General features: G+C 45.3%; 13 protein-coding genes and 1 pseudogene. 8 read left to right on the forward strand and 6 right to left on the reverse strand.

The window, feature by feature from the left end; genetic code table 11:
• Positions 1–130: 130 nt before the first annotated feature.
• From M0Q51_03785 to M0Q51_03795, 3 genes and pseudogenes are all read left to right on the forward strand, one after another.
• The gene (locus M0Q51_03785) at positions 131–850 is read left to right on the forward strand and encodes a hypothetical protein (protein ID MCK9399106.1); all 720 of its coding nucleotides are present in this window, start codon (positions 131–133) and stop codon (positions 848–850) included.
• A 112-nt stretch (positions 851–962) separates the two neighbouring features.
• Positions 963–2,232, forward strand: a pseudogene (locus tag M0Q51_03790) (IS4 family transposase).
• A gap of 105 nt (positions 2,233–2,337) precedes the next feature.
• Complete coding sequence (locus tag M0Q51_03795; GenBank protein ID MCK9399107.1) at positions 2,338–2,868, forward strand: PepSY-like domain-containing protein; 531 nt, start codon at positions 2,338–2,340, stop codon at positions 2,866–2,868.
• Positions 2,869–3,132: 264 nt separating this feature from the next.
• Here the strand turns inward: M0Q51_03795 and M0Q51_03800 are convergent, their stop codons facing one another.
• Positions 3,133–3,882, reverse strand: coding sequence for a hypothetical protein (locus tag M0Q51_03800; protein MCK9399108.1), 750 nt, complete (start codon positions 3,880–3,882; stop codon positions 3,133–3,135).
• A gap of 186 nt (positions 3,883–4,068) precedes the next feature.
• Here M0Q51_03800 and M0Q51_03805 point away from each other — a divergent pair, with 186 nt between their 5' ends.
• Positions 4,069–5,013: a glycosyltransferase family 2 protein gene (locus tag M0Q51_03805; protein ID MCK9399109.1), complete on the forward strand. Its 945-nt coding sequence runs from the start codon at positions 4,069–4,071 to the stop codon at positions 5,011–5,013.
• The gene (locus tag M0Q51_03810) at positions 4,997–5,890 is read left to right on the forward strand and encodes a flippase-like domain-containing protein (GenBank protein ID MCK9399110.1); all 894 of its coding nucleotides are present in this window, start codon (positions 4,997–4,999) and stop codon (positions 5,888–5,890) included. The genes M0Q51_03805 and M0Q51_03810 overlap by 17 nt, the downstream gene beginning before the upstream one ends.
• Before the next feature lie 9 nt (positions 5,891–5,899).
• On the opposite strand, the gene M0Q51_03815 is transcribed toward M0Q51_03810, so the two are convergent.
• Entirely contained in the window at positions 5,900–7,855 is a 1,956-nt protein-coding gene (locus tag M0Q51_03815) for an NPCBM/NEW2 domain-containing protein (protein MCK9399111.1), read from the reverse strand.
• Positions 7,856–8,015: 160 nt separating this feature from the next.
• Here M0Q51_03815 and M0Q51_03820 point away from each other — a divergent pair, with 160 nt between their 5' ends.
• Positions 8,016–8,912, forward strand: a complete 897-nt coding sequence (locus tag M0Q51_03820; GenBank protein ID MCK9399112.1) for a polyphosphate kinase 2 family protein — start codon at positions 8,016–8,018, stop codon at positions 8,910–8,912.
• On the forward strand, positions 8,909–10,576 hold the full coding sequence (locus tag M0Q51_03825) for a L,D-transpeptidase family protein (protein ID MCK9399113.1): 1,668 nt from the start codon (positions 8,909–8,911) through the stop codon (positions 10,574–10,576). The genes M0Q51_03820 and M0Q51_03825 overlap by 4 nt, the downstream gene beginning before the upstream one ends.
• Here the strand turns inward: M0Q51_03825 and M0Q51_03830 are convergent, their stop codons facing one another.
• Positions 10,577–11,269, reverse strand: a complete 693-nt coding sequence (locus M0Q51_03830; GenBank protein ID MCK9399114.1) for a murein L,D-transpeptidase catalytic domain family protein — start codon at positions 11,267–11,269, stop codon at positions 10,577–10,579.
• A gap of 304 nt (positions 11,270–11,573) precedes the next feature.
• On the opposite strand from M0Q51_03830, the gene M0Q51_03835 reads away from it, so the two are divergent.
• A complete protein-coding gene (locus M0Q51_03835; GenBank protein ID MCK9399115.1) occupies positions 11,574–13,103 on the forward strand; it encodes a T9SS type A sorting domain-containing protein in 1,530 nt (509 codons plus the stop codon).
• Positions 13,104–13,247: 144 nt separating this feature from the next.
• Here M0Q51_03835 and M0Q51_03840 read toward each other — a convergent pair whose 3' ends face one another.
• From M0Q51_03840 to M0Q51_03850, 3 genes are all read right to left on the reverse strand, one after another.
• Positions 13,248–14,069: an aminotransferase class IV gene (locus M0Q51_03840; GenBank protein MCK9399116.1), complete on the reverse strand. Its 822-nt coding sequence runs from the start codon at positions 14,067–14,069 to the stop codon at positions 13,248–13,250.
• A 132-nt stretch (positions 14,070–14,201) separates the two neighbouring features.
• A complete protein-coding gene (locus M0Q51_03845; protein ID MCK9399117.1) occupies positions 14,202–15,416 on the reverse strand; it encodes an MFS transporter in 1,215 nt (404 codons plus the stop codon).
• Between the two features lie 82 nt (positions 15,417–15,498).
• Positions 15,499–16,680, reverse strand: coding sequence for an aminotransferase class V-fold PLP-dependent enzyme (locus tag M0Q51_03850; protein MCK9399118.1), 1,182 nt, complete (start codon positions 16,678–16,680; stop codon positions 15,499–15,501).
• Between the last annotated feature and the right edge of the window lie 5 nt (positions 16,681–16,685).

Raw genomic sequence — 16,685 nt, forward strand, 5'->3', positions numbered from 1 at the left:
TGACGGCGTCCGACGAAGGAGGACCCATCAGCGTTGGAACTTATTGTCTTGATATTAATTTTTGTTCTCAAAATCTCCTGAAGATTTTAATATTAACTTAGCGACAGATATTATTGGTAATATAATGATAATGAAAAAAATAAGTTTGATATTGTTTATTGTATTAGGTTTTTTAATCGTTTCCTGCGATAAAGAAGAAGAGGAAAGAAACAAAGACCTGAATTACAATCCGGTTATAAACCCGGTCAACTTCACCGATTGGATTAACAATGATTATTTCCCCTTAGTCCCGGGAACGATATACACCTATCATGCTGCTACGGCAGACGGTGAGGAAGCAACAGTCGTCAGCATACTTCATGAAACTAAAACTATTCTTGGTGTAACCTGCACCATTGTTAGGGATGTAGTTTCTTTAGATGGTGTGATGATTGAAGATACCTATGATTGGTATGCACAGGATACAGATGGTAATGTCTGGTATTTCGGAGAAGATGTAAGCAATTACGAAAATGGTGTTTTCCAGGACAAAGAAGGTTCATTTAAGGCTGGTGTCGACGGCGCTTTGCCCGGTATTGTGATGCTGGCCCATCCTGTAATGGAAATGCCTTACAGGCAGGAATATTATTTTAATGTGGCCGAGGACTGGGGAAAAGTTGTTGCTACCGGGTTAAATGTCACGACTCCTATGGGCAGTTTTATGAATTGCATCAAAACCGCCGACTGGAATGCGCTTGAACCTGATGCCCCGATTGAATATAAATATTATGCCCTCGGTATCGGCTTAATCAGGGAGGAAGTAGAAAATACCGGAGAAGTTTCCGAACTGATCTCGATTGGAATTGAATAGTATTTATTATAAAAAAAACACTACTGACCGACTAAATTAATACAAAAGAGGGTACTTCCAAACGGTTTCCCCTCGATGTTGTAGTTTTGTTTTGTGAACCAAAAACTGCAACATGGGTAAAGATACAGAAATAAAATTAGTCGGACAGCCGATTTTTAAACAAGTACTCGACTTGATTGAAAGAGTAAACATACCAAGATTGGTTAAAAAGAATAGCGCTGACCGCTATTATAAGACTTTTCAGGCCAAAACACAGCTTATTACCATGCTGTTTGGTATTTTAAGCCGATGTGACTCGATGAATGAGATATGTGAAGGATTAAGGGCTATGGGCGGAAAACTAAATCACTTGGGTCTAAAGAAAGCTCCTGCCAAGAGTACAGCCTGCGATGGTTTGCGAAACAGACCGAGTAAATTCTTTGAGGATGTGTACTTCAGTTTGGTAGACAGGTATAAGAGTTTTTTGTCGGACAGCCGAACTTTTGGGCTCACGTTTAAAGAGGTACTGCTGATTGATTCTACCACAATCCGGCTGTTTAGCAATATCCTCAAAGGTGTCGGCCGCAACCCAAAGAATGACGGGAAAAAGAAAGGCGGGCTCAAAGTCCATATGCTTATAGATGCTGTTCAATCTGTTGGGCGGTTTGTCAAGATTACTGCTGCCAAAGTTCACGACAAAAATTTTCTGAAAGAACTTCAGTTGATCTCCCATAGCATGGTTGTATTTGACCGTGCGTACAATTATTACGTGCAATTTGCACTCTGGACTGAACAAAAGGTCTATTTTGTTACCCGGATGAAGAAGAACGCCGACTACAAGGTCGTGGAAACATTACGCACACACGAAAGGGTAGACGGCAAAGCCATGGTATTAAAGGAAGAGATTATCGAACTTGAATATCATCCTGAAGATGGCCGTGGCAAGAAAATCACGAAACAGAAAAAAGACCCTTCGCCTGAGGAAGGTCTGTTATCAGGACGCAAAGAACCGGTATTACGAGTTTCTTTGCAATAACATGGAAATTACAGCCGAAGAAATAGCCTTTCTCTACAAAAAACGCTGGGGTATTGAGTTATTATTTAAAAAAATGAAACAGAACTTTCAGCTTCATTATTTTTACGGCGAGAATGTCAACGCTATTCTCACTCAGGTATGGTGTACGCTGATAGCCCAGCTTCTGTTAACAGTCATACAGAAGATGGCGATGACAAAGAAAGCATTCTCTGTGGTAGCATCGCTGGTTCGCATCCATCTGATCAGTTTACTCGATGTTTTTGAACTGCTTCGCAGCACAAGACGTAATTATCTGGTCAAAGATCATCCGCCAAACAGGATTGTACAGATGGAACTTGACTTGAAAAAAGGGGAGGTCGCTTTTTGAGAAAGCAGATAATTAATATAGAACTCTTGATTGTCTGGTTGTTACATAGATAATAATCGAAAATCAGATTTTAGTCGGACAATAGTGTAAAAAAAATCAAAAACTATGAAAAATTTACTTTTATCACTATGCATGGTGGCACTAAGCCTGATGGCTTTCGCACAGGTCACGCCTCCAAAACAGGTAACCGACGCATTTGCAGGGAAATTTGCAGATGCACAAAAGGTAGAGTGGGAACAGGAAATTGCCACTGAATGGGAAGCTGATTTCATGCTCGCAGGCGTTGAAAAAACAGCATGTTTCTCTGCCAAAGGAGAATGGATGGAAACCGAGACTGCCATGTGCAGGAAAGAATTGCCGGCCGAAGTTTTCAAGACCCTTGCCATTGTTTTCGACGGATTCGAGATGGAAGAGCTCGAAAGCATTGAGAAACCTGGTTTTACCGGGTATGAGATCGCTCTTGAAAAAGGTGGTACCAATGTAGAGATCCAGGCTGCACCAGATGGTACTTTTACACTTTTATCTATTATGGTTAAGGAAGATCATCAAGGGAAATGCTGCAAAGCTGATGATGAAGGGGATGATATAAAGTGTGCCGGTAAGGATAAGGATGATGACGAGGAAGACGAAGATTGATTATGCATAGCATTTCATCATTTCCTTTATATTAAAACGCTGCCAGTCCGCCTTTGGCGGAGCTGGCAGGTCGTCTCGTTTCAAACGCTGCCAGGTCTGCGACACTGGCAGGTCGTCTCGTTTCAAACGCTGCCAGGTCTGACGACGCTGGCAGGTCGTCTCGTTTCAAACGCTGCCAGGTCTGACGACGCTGGCAGGTTTGAACAATGTATTCCCCTTAAACCTGACGGCGTCCGACGCAGGAGGACCTGTCAGCGTTTGAAACTAAAACTCTAAATATTTTTCGATATTTTCTATTTTCACCTTTTTCTCGTGCAAAGTCTTAAAATTTCCGATATTATCAAACCATCCGATGACTTCTTCGCGGTTAAGACTGGTTGGTTTTACCGATATGCAAGTCAGATATGATGACCAGCCATATTCCATCGAATGTTCGCAAAAACCATGGTGTACCGGATTCTGGTGAATATAAACCACCAACGATCGAAAGTATTTTCTGTTATAAATTATCTTCCTTTTGAATTGTCGTTCAAACAAGCTTCCATGGCGGTTATATTTTTTGTTATAATACTTTGCGTAAGCGTTAAATAGATGGGAGAAATGCTGGTGTGGCTTTGGAATTAAATTACTTTCAAACGCTGTCAGGTCCTCCTTCGTCGGACGTTGACAGGTTTTATCACCTTCAAACCTGACAGCGTCGCCAGCGTTTGAAAAACCATTTGAAACGGTCAATTCAACAGTTTCCCATTTAATCTCATTAAATCGCTCCTTGTCATAAGATCCATCGTCATTAGAGTATTTATATGCCATGTTTTGTTTGATCTTCACCATCAGATGAAAATGATTCTTCATTAAAACCCATGCATAAGTATCTGCGACCGGGCAAATATATTTCTCATAAAGTCGCATGAATCTCTCGTAATCCTCTGTTATATTAAACAGGTTTTCCCCGTTTATTCCACAATTATAGATGTGGTAAAATTTACCCGGTATCAACTGTTCGGTTTTTTGCATAAAACCTCCTTTATTTTTTTAACCTTGAAGGTCGCTTCGTTTCAAACGCTGGCAGGTTTGAAAAAAAAATTCCTTTTAAACCTGACGGCGTCCGACGAAGGAGGACCTGTTAGCGTTTGAAACTGATGTTAAAATATACAGTGAAGATAAGTATCTTTGCACCTTCATACCACTAATAAATAACCCATGCCAAAACTTTCCCTGGTCATATCGGTCTATAACGAAGAAAGGAATGTTGTTCCCCTGGCGGAAAAGATCGCTGATTCGCTGAAAGGAATGGATTATGAGGTGATTTATGTTGATGATGGCTCGATAGACCGGACGGTGCAAAACATCCTGACGATAAAAGATCCCCATGTTATGCTGATCCGGTTCAAGAAGAATTACGGCCAGAGCAGTGCCCTGGCGGCGGGGATCGATTTTGCCTCGGGAGATTATATCATCACCCTCGACGGTGATATGCAGAATGATCCGGCCGATATTCCCATGATGGTTAAAAAAGCGGAAGAAGGCGACTGGGACCTGGTTGCCGGTATCAGGAAGAACAGGAAAGACGGATTTTTCATCCGTAAAATCCCTTCAAAAATTGCCAATCATATCATTCGTAAGACGACCGGTGTCAAAATGATAGACAATGGCTGCGCCTTAAAGGTTTTTAAAAGCGATATCGCCAAAAATATCAGCCTCTATGGTGAGCTGCACCGTTTCATCGCGGTAATGGCAGCATTGGAAGGAGCAACGATCACCCAGGTTGATGTAAACCATTTCCCCCGGATACATGGACAATCAAAATACGGCCTTTCCCGGACATTCAAGGTAATCAGCGATCTGATCCTCTTGTTATTTATCAAAAGATACCTGCAGAAGCCCATGCATTTCTTCGGCAAGTGGGGCCTGGTGATCCTGATCCCCGGCGTCATTATCAATATCTACCTGCTCATTCTTAAAATCCTTGGACATGATATATGGGGAAGGCCATTGCTTATACTCGGCATCATGCTGGTAGTGGCAGGTTTTCAGATGATCACCAGCGGGATCATTGCAGAGTTGGTGATGCGTACTTATTTCGAATCCCAGCAAAAAAAGCCTTACCGCATAAGTAATATTTTCAGGGGTGGGAAGCAAGCTTAAACGACTGCTTAAAACATTGCTGAAATTTGCCGTCACGGCAGCAGCGCTGTATTTTGTCCTCAGGAAGATAAATGTTGCCGATATCCTGGAGCTTTACCGCCAGTCAAACCTCTTTTATATTCTCGCAGCCCTCGTCGCTTTTTCCTTTTCCAAGCTGGTTTCTGCCATCCGGCTGAATATGTTCTTTTCAGCTATCGGATTGAAGCTCGATGAAAAGACAAATATCAGGCTTTACCTGCTGGGTATGTTTTACAATCTTTTCCTTCCCGGCGGGATCGGGGGCGACGGGTACAAGATCTACCTGCTCCAAAAAACTTATCAGACCGGTACGAAAAAGATCTTCGGGGCCGTGCTGGCCGACAGGCTGTCCGGAATGGTTGCCCTGGTGGTCCTGGCATTGGCAGGAGTTTCATTTCTTGATACGGGTAGTAATTGGTCATTAGTTGTTGGTCATTGGTCTTGGGTTAATCTTGCTTTCCTGCTTCTCCCATTCGTATTTCTTGCTTATTATCTCTTCATCAAATGGGTCTATCCATACTTTCTGAAAGTCAACCTTGTCACATATTTGTATGCCTTTGCGGTCCAGCTGCTGCAGGTGGCCTGTGCCTGGTTATTATTGCTTGCGCTGGGTGAAACGGAAAACCACCTGGCTTATATCGTCATATTCCTCGTTTCATCGGCTGTGGCAGTATTGCCCATATCCATCGGCGGGGTAGGCGTGCGGGAACTGACCTTTTTGTATGGCTCACAACTATTGAATGTCGATATAAATATTGCCGTGGGGATCAGCTTTCTGTTCTACCTGATCACAGCGTTAGTATCGCTTGGCGGGGTTTGGTTCGTTTTCCGACCTGTTAACTTGAAACTTGAAATTTGAAATTTGAAATTACTTCGATAATTTGACCAGCACCACCCCATGATAAGGCACTTCCGCCGTATAAACACTGGCGAACTGCCCGACATCCTTCTGCCTCCACAGGTCCCTCACTTTGTATACCCCGTTGATGCCAAGATCCGACCAGTTAACAGTGAGGGTCCTATTCGGTATCCCGCCTTCCCAGTTAAAAGCGTCGGCAGGAGAATCAAGGCCTGTAAAGAATAACCCGACAGCCACTGAGCTGTCAGCCAGCGGTTTCGCCCAAACCTCATATCCTTTATCTTGAAAGACCCGGATAGCTTGCCGCCCCAGTTCATCCTGGTTGATGGCAAGGACTTCATCGTTGGTCAGGAGGCTGAGGGTGAAGTCATCAAGCCGGCTGAGGTCACAGCCGATCAGCAAGGGAGCTGAGAGCAGGCACCAGAGACTGATATGCGTATATTGCTCATCCGGTGTCAGGCGGCTTGGATGCAAGTTTGGCCCCCATCCTACCTGGCCTACCACAAGCATGTCCGGGTCGTTCCAATGGCCAGGCCCTGCATACGGTGAGCATTTATCCTGGTCAAAGCCGATGCCTGCCATGCTTTCCCAGGTATCTGTGATATCTCCGGTGGTGCGCCAGAGGTTGCCTCCGACCTGACTTCCCCACTCCCAGACATTCCCCATTCCATACTGGCAAAGGCTGAAAATGATATCACGGTTTGCAGCGGCGAGAAAATCTTTCATCAGCAGATAAGGTTTTTGGAGTTCCTGCAGGCTGTCGTTGAGTGCAATCTTCCCATACGAGCACCAGTCATATTTTAAGTAGTCGATGCCCCAGGTGGCCCATGTTGCGGCATCCTGTTTTTCATGCTGATAGCTACCCAGGAAGCCTCCGCAGGTCAGAGGCCCCGGTGAAGAATAGATCCCCAGCCTTAATCCCTGGCTGTGAACATAATCTGCAAGCAAATTCATAGCCGGAAACTTTTCATTGGTAAGAATTTCCCCCTTTGCCGTTCTTTCCGGGGCTTCCCATCCGTCGTCGATATTGATGTAAGTCCAGCCATGATCGGCCAACCCCGAATTAATGAAAGCGTCAGCAGCAGCGCGCACTTTCTGGTCATCCACGCTCAGCCCCCAGCAATTCCAGCTATTCCAGCCCATCGGAGGGGTCAGGGCAAGTCCCTGGCCGGCAATGATACGGAATTCTTTCCGGGCCTCTCCTATTTCATTCTTCACCAAAATATTGACCTTATATTCCCCGCTATCAGGCGTTATTCCCGTGATCAAACCAGTTTTTGTATCAAGCTGTAAAGCTGCAGGCAAACTATCGACAGAATAAACAACCGGTTTCCGGCCGGTAACCGGTATTTTATAGAGAAATGGCCGGCCTGGCGTAGCCCCAAATACAGAAGGCCCGTTAATCCGTAATTGTGCCGAAACCGGAGGGGTCAGGATATAAGGCTTCTGTACAGGCGGTTCCAAAGGAACAGGCGGTTCTTTCCGGTACTCAATAAAAGCCCCGAGCCAGTCGGAGTGGTCATAGTAGTTATAATCACCGCCGTCTGATACATATAGTGCTATTTTTTGGATCCTCTTAAGGCTGACATCAACCAGAAGGGCCGGATCGCCTTTTTTCATGATGCCGCTTCTCCATAATACACGCTGATCACCGAGGACAAAAAACTCTACCGAAGCTTTATCCCCGCTTTCATCATCGATGCCAACCAGGGCGTAAAATTTTACGCCCCTACCTTTTAAATCGACCATCATTTTGCTGATGGCATGCGTACCGACACCATTTTCATAAACCTGGCCCGCCACGGTGAGCGCGTTACTGTCGACGCTCAGGTTGACCCGTGATGTCCCCCAGCCCGCTTCCATTTTGGAAATATCCAATTCATGCAGCCAGATTTGCTTTGGTGGAATCAGTGTGCAGGAAGCTGCTACTATCGCCAGTGCAAGGATTGCAATATAGTGTTTCATAGGTTTGGAAATTATTTTTCAAGGTAAAGTTAAGAAAATAATATCAGGGTTTCCAACCCCTTAATTTATATAGCAAATCGTCCATCGTCCATGTTCAATCGTCCATGCTTCCATGCCGCTTTTTATTTATCTTTGGCATTAATATTAACCCCATTCAGCCATGATTACCAGCAAACAGACCGAAAAGATCCAAAAGTTCATCAAGCCTTATCGCATTACCGATGGCAAAAACTTTAAGTTAAAGGCTATCGACCCGGATGATATGGGTGAATTTGGTAAAAATGATAAAGACCGGCTGAAAGAAGCGCTGGAGGAGGGCATTGCCCAGATGAGGGAGCTCCAGGAAAAGCTTTACGCGGATAACAAATGGGGTGTGTTACTGATCTTCCAGGCCATGGATGCGGCGGGTAAAGACGGCGCCATAAAACACGTCTTCTCCGGTGTAAATCCCCAGGGATGCCAGGTCATGTCATTCAAATCACCTTCAAGTGAAGAGCTGGACCACGATTTCCTTTGGCGCTGTGTGAAAAACCTGCCGGAACGTGGCCGTATCGGGGTCTTCAACCGGTCATACTATGAAGAGGTGCTGGTGGTAAGGGTGCACCCCGAATATCTCGGCTCCCAGCGTCTGCCCATGACAGAAAATAACATCTGGAAAAAACGTTTCCAGGATATCACCCAGTTTGAAAAATATCTTCATCATAATGGCATCCTGGTAAGAAAGTTCTTCCTCCATGTTTCGAAAAAAGAACAGAAAAAGCGTTTCCTCGAAAGACTTGATAACCCCGACAAGAACTGGAAATTTTCCCAGGCTGATGTAAAAGAGCGGCAGCACTGGGATGAATACATGGATGCGTATGAAGATATGATCAGGAATACAGCTTCGGAAATTGCACCCTGGTATATCGTCCCGGCAGATAACAAATGGTATACCCGTACAATTGTTGGGGCCGCCGTGATTGATGCCCTCCTTTCACTCAACCTGGAGTTTCCCAAAGTTGACGCCAGCCACTTTATTGACCTGAAAATCGCCCGTGAAGCATTGATGAACGAATGAGCAGGGTCGTCATTTTCATCCTCATCATCATTATTATACCTGGATTGATTTATGGTGAACCGCCTTCAAAGAATTACCATCAACCATCTTCACAATCATCCGGAATCCAGGAAATTATCCGGTCGAAGCTGGAACAGCTCTCCCTCAATCCAGATACCATCACTATCGGCGGGGAAAAATTCCACAGTATTGAATATGTATCAAACCTATACGAGAAAAATGACTTCCAGCCATTCTGGACAAAACCGGAATATGTGGAAGATGCCATCAAGGGTATAAGCAGTTCTTATGAAGATGGGCTCCTGCCGCTGGATTACCACCTGGAGGCTATCCTGGTCCTGAAGCACCAGTTGGCCCTTGATTCCGGAAGCCAAGAGGAAAAGGCAGTAAAATTGGCTGAACTGGATTTATTGCTGACCGATGGCGTGATTTTTTACGCTGACCATCTGGTTTACGGTAAAATAGACCCGGTGGCACTCATTCCGACCTGGAACTTTGAATTTGCCCCGATTCCTGATCTGAATCCTGCAACTTTTACGCAATATATCACCAACCGTGAGATTCCCTACCGTCTTAATGACCTTAGGCCAAGCCTCTTTCAGTATGACACCCTGCTGTCGATCCTGGCCCAATACCGCGACATTGCCGGAAATGGAGGCTGGCAGCCTATCCCGGGCGGAGGCAAGATCGAACCAGGTAAGAAGAATTCCCGGATTCCTGCTATCCGTCAGCGATTGCTCATGACCGGGGAACTCAGTGCACCTGACTCGGTCGGATCTGATATTTATGATAAAATGCTTGAAATAGACATAAAGGCTTTCCAGGATGCCCATGCGCTGGATACCGACGGCATCATCGGGGTCGGGACATTCCGCGAACTGAATGTACCCGTTGAGGAAAGGATAGCGGCGCTGAGGATAAATCTCGAAAGGGTCCGGTGGGTGGCCCGGGACTTGCCCGAAACCTATATCATCGTGAATATTGCCGCTTTCTGGCTGTTGATGGTCAAAGACAACCAAGTCGTCCATAACACCACCGTGGTGGTGGGCAAACCACTTAATAAAACCCCCGTATTCAGGGACAAGATGAGGTATATCGAGTTTAACCCAACGTGGACGCTGCCGACCTCCATCATCAAGAATGAAATTATCCCGAAACTTAAAAAAGACTCAATATACCTCGAAAAGAACCATATGGTGCTATTGGACACCAAAGGGAACCTGATCCCTACCTCCATCCTTGATATGAAAAATCTTTCTGCTTCACATTTTCCTTACCTGGTCCGGCAGGAGCCGGGCCCATGGAATGTGCTTGGGGAAATGAAGTTCATGTTCCCCAATAAATATGACATTTACCTGCACGATACCCCTTCGAAAATTCTTTTCAACAGATCGAGCAGGGCATTCAGCCATGGATGTATCAGGGTGAACAGACCGATGAATCTTGCTGAAAAACTTTTAACAGGAACGAAATATGACCGGAAAAAAATCAACGAGATCATTTCCACTCATATCACAACCAGGGTAAATCTCCCGCAGCCGTTGGATATACTTCTGTTATACTGGACCTGTGGGATTAATAAAAATGGGGAGTTGTTTTTTGTCCCTGACATCTATGATCGTGATCAGGATGTACTCAGGGCCCTGGATAAGTTTATGCACTGATCAGCGGATTACCGTCCGGCTGGCATAGTTTTTATCGTTGGTATGGATATACAGGCAACTGCCGCCTTTGATAAGGTCGATGATCTTGCGGTTCACATTCAGGGGAAGGGCAGGACAACCAAAACTATGGCCGATATATCCGAAATCGTCCACATAATGCTGAGCGACATATTCTGCTCCGTGGATGACGATTGCGCGAGCTCTGGCCATGTCGTTGATCCCCGGTTCCTCACCGTCAAGCCGCAAAGAATAACCTTGCCGGCCCGAATAAGCTTCCGCGGTGAGGTAAAACCCGGGACTGCTCTGGAGTGACTGCGGGCGGTTGGAAAAACGGGTGCAACTCAATTCGCCAGAATTTTTGCCATGTGCTACCAGGGTACTGTAAAGCAGTTTCCGGTTGACGAGGTCGATCACGTAAAAACGTTGGTCACAGGCTGGTTTGGAATAATCGATAATGGTCAGGATGTCCTTTCTCGGGGCAGAAATTTCGGTGATTCCCTTAAAAGCACGGCGAAAGATCGTGTAATCCAGCTTTCCTTCCAGCCCGGCATCACAATAAATGCTCTTGCAGTATTCCTCCGCAAAGACATGAATATCTTCTGCAAAATTACCGGTAATCTTAGGCGCAGGAAGTTCTCCCGGATTGCTGAAAGCCAGGAGGAATACAAGGCTGATGGTTGCAAGGTTGAACATAAGTGTTTCGAAAAAGATTTTTATAAGCCAAAAGTAATTTATTTCTCACAGAGATCACCATGGAATTCACAAAGAGCATAAAGTAAATCTGCGATCATCTGCATCTTGATCCGCGTAAATCAGCGAGAACCATTTAAAAAGTTTCTTGTAGATAAGCGCAGATTTGAGGCGCAGATTTACGCGGATTATTTATTATCAATTTATCACAAAACACTTTGATTTTCATTATATTTATGCGTTCAAAAGAATGATGGCGCCGAACCACCCATCCGGGAATGATTAATTCTTTTAATGAATTGGAAATATGAAAAAACTTTACATATTATTGATCGGATTGTTCCTGTCGATCACAGGTTCATCCCAGTCCTGCCTGCCTGACTATATTTGGTTTACCATGCAAACCCAAATCGACAGTTTCCAGGTGAATTATCCAGGGTGTAATGAAATAGAGGGAGATGTTTTAATCCATGGAAGTGGCATCACCAATTTAAATGGGTTGCATGTATTGACTTCTATCGGGGGAGACCTTGAAATTCAAACTGTTATCCATCTGACCAGCTTGACGGGATTGAACCAGGTGACTTTTATAGGAGGAAACCTTGATATTGAAGACAATGACGTCCTGACAAGCCTGACAGGATTAGAGGGATTGAATTCAATTGGCGAAGATCTGATTATTACATACAACAATGTCCTGACAAGCCTGACAGGATTGGACAACATAGAGGCCGGGTCTATCGAAAATTTATATATTCATAACAATTTTTCTTTAACAAATTGTGAGGCACAAAACATCTGTGATTACTTATCCAATCCATACGGGATAGTTAGTATCTATAACAATGCAGAAGGTTGCAATAATCCTCCTGAAGTGGCTGAGCTCTGCGGAATTTCTCTACCATGCCTGCCTTACGGTAATTATTACTTTTTTACTCAAACTGAAATTGATAACTTTCAGACAAATTTTCCCGGCTGTTCACAAATAGAAGGGAATGTCACTATTATTGGGGACGGCATAACAAATTTAAACGGATTAAGTGATGTGACTAATATAGAGGGCGACCTCTATATTGCAGGAAACCCTGGACTTACCAGCCTTTTGGGATTGGAAAATTTAGTATCAATCGGGGGATACCTTGATATTGAAGAAAACACTGCCTTGACTAGTTTATCAGGGTTGGAAATGTTGACTTCGATCGGGCTTTCCCTTATGATCTACAATAACAACAACCTGATTAGTTTATCGGGACTAGAGAGTTTGACTTTTATTTGGGGAGGTCTATCTATTTTTAGTAACAACGCTCTGACCAGTATAGCGGGGCTTGAAAGTTTGACTTCGCTAAAAGGAAACCTTTTTGTTTGTCAAAATCCTGCTTTGACCAGTCTGACAGGATTGGACAATATTGATGCTGATTCAATCTCTACATTAACCATCGTCGGTAATTATTCATTATCAATTTGTGAAGTACAAAGTGTCTGTGATTTTTTATCTATTCCCATTGGTTATTACAACATTCACGACAATGCCATTGGTTGTAATGACTCGACTGAAGTAAAAGCCGCCTGCGGGGTTGGCTTGAATGAGAAGAATTCATCCCAAAATCAATTTACTATCTCCCCCAACCCCTCCTCCACCCGAATAACCATCGAAACATCAGCATCACCAACCAAATTTCAAATTTCCATTTTCAACCTGAACGGCCAGGAACTCATCCATCGCCAGATAACGGAATCCACGACGGTGATTGATATAAGTAATCTGCCAGGCGGGGTTTATTTTGTGAGAATGACGGGGGAAAGGACGGTGGAAGTGGGGAAGGTTGTTAAGCAGTGAAATTCAGGGATTAATCGGGAAATCTTTATTTTTTAACCGCAAAGTTTCTGCGATCATCTGCATCTTGATCCGCGTAAATCAGCGAGAACCATTTAAAAAGTTTCTCGCAGATGAACGCAGATTAGTAACGCAGATTTACACGGATTATTTATTAAAAAATCTTTCATAAGCCTCCGAAATCACCTTCGTCATCTTACCTGGCTTACCGTTCCCAATTATCCGCCCCTCAACCTCCATCACCGGCGCTACATGCTTAGAAGTCCCGGTTATAAATACTTCCTCGCTTTCCCATAATTCCTCAAGCTTCACTTCCCGTTCTTCAACAGACATCAGCTCCCGGGCAACCTGGAGGACGTACTTCCGGGTGATTCCCTGCAAAACTCCGGGAGTAGGTGTAATAAGCTTACCGTTTTTGATCAGGAAGATGTTGGCCCGGGTGGTTTCGGAAATCAGTCCGTTATGATGGTAAAGCACCTCAACGGCCCCTTTTTCCTTCAGCTTTGGAAAGAGGGCGATGGAAGGAAGATAGAATGTAGTTTTAACTTCGGGAATATGACGCTGGTAATCGAGAAGGATCAGCTTTACTCCTTCCCCGAAATCCCCCGGCTGATGAGTTACCGGCAGGTTCAGGATCATGAAATTGGGCGTCGAAGGAGAATAAAGATCTTCTGAATAACCTCCTGTAAGCAGTAATTTAATGCCCGACGTACCGAATTTGTTCTGCTGAAGCAAATACCGGATCTTCTCCTTCATTATTTTCCTTTCCAGCGGAACTTCCATATTCAGCCGCTCTGCCGATGTATAAAACCGGTCGAGGTAATCCTCCAGGAACGGTATCCTGCCGTCCATATCAACAAAATAATCAAAAATCCCGTAACCGCGCTGGATCGACAGGTCTGAAATGTGGAAGCGAGCCTCAGCGTACGGAAGAAAACGGTTGTTTATGAAGCATAGAGCAGAGGGCATAGGGCAGTTTATAGTTCAAAATTCAAAGGGCAAAGTTCAAAGTTGAATTATTAAGTTCAAAAATATTCACACCGTTTCACCATATCACCATATCACCATATCACCGTATCACCGTTTCACTGTTTCACTGTTTCACTGTTTCACAACCCTCTTCCTCATCACAAAAAACACCGGCAACGCCAATAATTCAACAACAATCATTATAATAACAAGCAAAGTTACCGAATAATCATACAGGAACCCTGCTGCGGCACTTCCAATAAAGATCGCAATCCCGTAAAGCATATTGAAAATACCATATCCTGTTCCCCGCTTGCGGATGGAGGTGATGTCGGCAATGCCTGCCTTCATGATGGTTTCGTGCGTTCCCATGACAACCCCCCAGAGAACTACCCCGGTGATGATCAGCCCGATATGGAATGAAAGTGTGAAAATGGGAAGAGTGGCAGTAAATACGGGCAGTATGATAAGCATAAGCAAACCGGCGTGCTCGTTGTCGAACCGGATCTTCAGTCTGTCGTACATTTTACCGATGAACAGACCAATGACAGCATCCACCGCCATGGCGAGCGCGTACAAAAGAGGGATCTGGGCGTCTGAGACAATCGCATTCGCCTTCAGGTGGTAGCCTATGATGGCGAAGTTCAGAAAGCCGAGGGTGGTGACGAAAGTAAAGATGCAATAAAGCCAGAAGGTGCGGGTGACCCTGTCGGGTTGAGGCTTTTTCACGACATCATTCTCCAGTTCCTCAGGGTTTTTGACCAGGAAAAAGGCTGTGAAGAGCACCATCATCAATATTACGAAAGGGAACCACATCAGGCTATAGCCATGCTGATAATCGACGATGGATTTATCGCCCGGCCCGATACTCATGAAGAAGAAGGTGAAGATGAGCGGGCCCATGGTCGCACCGATCTGGTCGAGGAATTCCACGATGGCAAAGCCAAACCCGGTGCCGACCTGCTTGGTGGCTTGTGAGAGGATCGTATCTTTTGCCGGGCTGCGGATACCTTTCCCAATGCGTTCCAGGACCATGAAGATGGCGGCAAACTGCCAGATGCCAGTAAGGGCCAGCATCGGGATGACCATCAGGAAACTGTAGCCAATAATCGTAAAGACCCAGTGGGCGCGGGTTTTATCGGAAAAATAACCGCTTACGAGCCTGATGAGGTAGCCCAGCAGTTCGCCGATCCCGGCAACTAGGCCTACAATGGCTGCACTGGCCCCGAGGGTTTTCAGGTATGGTCCGTTCACCCCCCTGGCGCCTTCGTAAATAATATCGCCCAGCAGGCTGATCAGGCCAAAGAGAAGGATTAGTCGTATGGCGGTTTTTTTGTAGTTCTTCATTAACGGGAGAACGTTGGGTTCTGAGTTCTGAGTTTTGTCCTCTTTCTTCTATCTTCTGTCTTCTGTCTTCTAACTTCTCATTTCACCGCGATAGCCGATATCTCCACATGGGCGCCCGCCGGAAGGGCGACTGGATAACCAGCTCTTCGGTGGTATATACATTCGGTGTAACCCGCACGCCGGATATATTCTCCCAGACTATACCGACCGTGTGGATCTTATGGTTATTGAAAAGATACGTATCGATATCTCCCGGTTCATATCCGTCGATGGAAAACAGGCCGATCACGCAGGAATATTCAGGTTTGAAAGAGGTATGAAGATGCACTCCGGGTATATCTTTCACGCGTTCCATCCAGTAATTTTTCAGGTACCGCAGGCGGTCCTCCTTACGTTTTGACCCGATAGCCAGGTGAAAATCCAGGGCACTACCGATGGCCATTTCAGTAGCAAAAGAGCGGGTGCCCATCCGCTCGAACTTTACGATCTCGTTGCCCAGGGGGTTATCATCAGGATAAATAGGTCTTATTCCGGGAATCTTATCTTTTCTAACATAGAGCAGGCCGGATCCGAAAGGAGCGCACAGCCATTTGTGGAGGCTGGTGGCAAAGTAATCGCAATCGAGGTCGGGGATTTTAAAATCCATCAGGGCAAAGGATTGTGCGCCATCGACCAGCACGTCGATATCTCGCTGATGCGCTGCCGCAGCGATCTTTTTCACCGGCACAATCTGCCCGATCCAGTTGATGATATGGGTCACGTTGACTACTTTGGTTTTATCCGTGAATGTATTGATATAAATTTGGGCCAGTTCGTCTTCATTTTCCATTGGCAGCTCCAGGTTGATCCATTTGAGGACGATTCCGTCGCGCTGCTCGAGCATTTTCCACAGGTTGATGACATTGGGGTAATCCTGCTTGGTTAGTACTACCTCATCTCCTTTTTGCAGGTTCAGTCCGTAGATGATATTATTCATCGCCTCGGTTGTGTTCCGGTTGATGGCAATTTCACCGGGATCGCAGCCGGCCAGAGCGGCAAGGTCGGCCCGGAGCGCTTCGCGGCCCTGGTCGAGGATCTGCCACATATAGTAAGATGGAGCCTCGTTGCAGAACCTGTTATAGCGTTCAAAGGTATCCTGCACCACCTTTGGCTGGGGACTGACACCACCATTGTTAAGGTTGATGATATTCGGTGAAACCATATAGGATTGCTGCACCCAGGCCCAGAAGTCATCTTCGGGGGTATCAAGCGGTGGGATGTTCATAAGAT

This window comes from Bacteroidales bacterium (genome assembly GCA_023229505.1).
Taxonomy (GTDB): Bacteria; Bacteroidota; Bacteroidia; order Bacteroidales; family JAGOPY01; genus JAGOPY01.